Origin of the sequence: Streptomyces coryli (genome assembly GCF_011044975.1) — a bacterium.
In the GTDB taxonomy this organism is placed as follows: Bacteria; Actinomycetota; Actinomycetes; order Streptomycetales; family Streptomycetaceae; genus Streptomyces; species Streptomyces coryli.
Genome location: NZ_JAAKZV010000512.1, coordinates 1 through 1,587 on the forward strand (window position 1 = coordinate 1; position 1,587 = coordinate 1,587).

General features: G+C 69.8%; 2 protein-coding genes. Both read left to right on the top strand.

Features of this window, described 5'->3' with window-relative positions; translation table 11 throughout:
* Nucleotides 1-34: 34 nt before the first annotated feature.
* Nucleotides 35-871: an RNA polymerase sigma factor WhiG gene (gene whiG / locus G5C51_RS41820; protein WP_165246137.1), complete on the top strand. Its 837-nt coding sequence runs from the start codon at nucleotides 35-37 to the stop codon at nucleotides 869-871.
* Between the two features lie 152 nt (nucleotides 872-1,023).
* Complete coding sequence (locus G5C51_RS41825; RefSeq protein WP_165246139.1) at nucleotides 1,024-1,581, top strand: TetR family transcriptional regulator; 558 nt, start codon at nucleotides 1,024-1,026, stop codon at nucleotides 1,579-1,581.
* Nucleotides 1,582-1,587: the final 6 nt, after the last annotated feature.

A 1,587-nucleotide genomic window follows, 5' to 3' on the forward strand; every position in this document is an offset into this window, starting at 1 on the left:
GCTGCACCCTCCCCAGAACGGCACTGAACGACGCATGCCCCAGCACATCTACGGGTCCGAGCACGCCGCCGCGACTGACGCGGCACCGGACCCCGTGCGTCCGGCGGCGCCGGCCTCGCTGGAGGAGCTGTGGCGCTCGTACAAGGACAACGGGGACGGGCGGCTGCGGGAGCAGCTGATCCTGCACTACTCGCCGCTGGTGAAGTACGTGGCGGGCCGGGTGAGTGTCGGGCTGCCGGCGAATGTGGAGCAGGCCGACTTCGTGTCCTCCGGCGTCTTCGGGCTCATCGACGCGATCGAGAAGTTCGACCCGGAGCGGTCGATCAAGTTCGAGACCTATGCCATCACCCGGATCCGCGGCGCGATGATCGACGAGCTGCGGGCGCTGGACTGGATTCCCCGCTCCGTACGGCAGAAGGCCAAGGCCGTGGAGCGCGCCTACGGGACGCTGGAGACGGCGCTGCACCGCACGCCTTCCGAGGCCGAAGTGGCCTCCGAGATGGACATCAGCCTGGAGGAGCTGCACGGCGTTTTCAGTCAGCTTTCCTTCGCGAATGTGGTGGCGCTGGAGGAGTTGCTGCACGTCAGCTCCGAGAGCGGCGACCGGCTGAGCCTGATGGACACCCTCGAGGACACCGCGGCCGACAACCCGGTCGAGGTCGCCGAGGACCGCGAGCTGCGGAGGCTGCTGGCGCGGGCGGTCAACACGCTGCCGGACCGGGAGAAGACCGTGGTGACCTTGTACTACTACGAGGGGCTCACGCTCGCGGAGATCGGGCAGGTGCTCGGGGTCACCGAGAGCCGGGTCAGCCAGATCCACACCAAGTCGGTGCTGCAGCTGCGCGCGAAGCTGGCTGATTCGGGGCGCTGAATCGTTCCCTGAATCGTTCCCTGAATCGTTCTCGGAGTCGGTCTCGGAGTCGTGCTGTGCGAGGCCTGTGCGGTCGGCGGGTGCGGTATCCGGTGACCGTCGGTGGGTCCGGGCAATACAGTGGATGCGTGCCCAGGATTCGAGCGGCCTCGGTGGCCGAGCACCGGACGATGCAGCGGGACTCCTTGCTGGAGGCGGCCCGCACCCTCCTGTCCGAGGGCGGTACGGAGGCGCTGACCTTCCCCGCACTCGCCGAGCGGACGGGCCTTGCGCGGTCGTCCGTGTATGAGTACTTCCGCAGTCGCGCGGCCGTGGTCGAGGAGCTGTGCGCCGTCGACTTCCCCGTATGGGCGGCCGAGGTGGAATCGGCGATGGCCGCGGCCGAGGGGCCGGAGGCCAAGGTCGAGGCTTACGTGCGCAGCCAGCTGTCGCTGGTGGGGGATCGGCGGCACCGGGCCGTGGTGGCGATCTCCGCGATCGAGCTTGATGACGCGGCGCGGGAGAAGATCCGCGCTGCGCACGGCGGGCTCGTGGCGATGGTGGTCGAGGCGCTGGGAGCGCTCGGGCATGCGCAGCCGCGGCTGGCGGCGATGCTGCTGCAGGGTGTCGTGGATGCGGCCGTGCGGAGGATTGAGCTGGGGGCGGAGTCGCCTGCGGCGGTGACGGAGGCGGCGGTGGGGATGGCTTTGCGGGGCGTGCGAGGGGCGTAGCCGCCC

Excerpts from the sequence above, each read along its gene's own strand:
- whiG (WP_165246137.1), top strand. The coding sequence starts at position 35 with ATGCCCCAGCACATCTACGGGTCCGAGCACGCCGCCGCGACTGACGCG.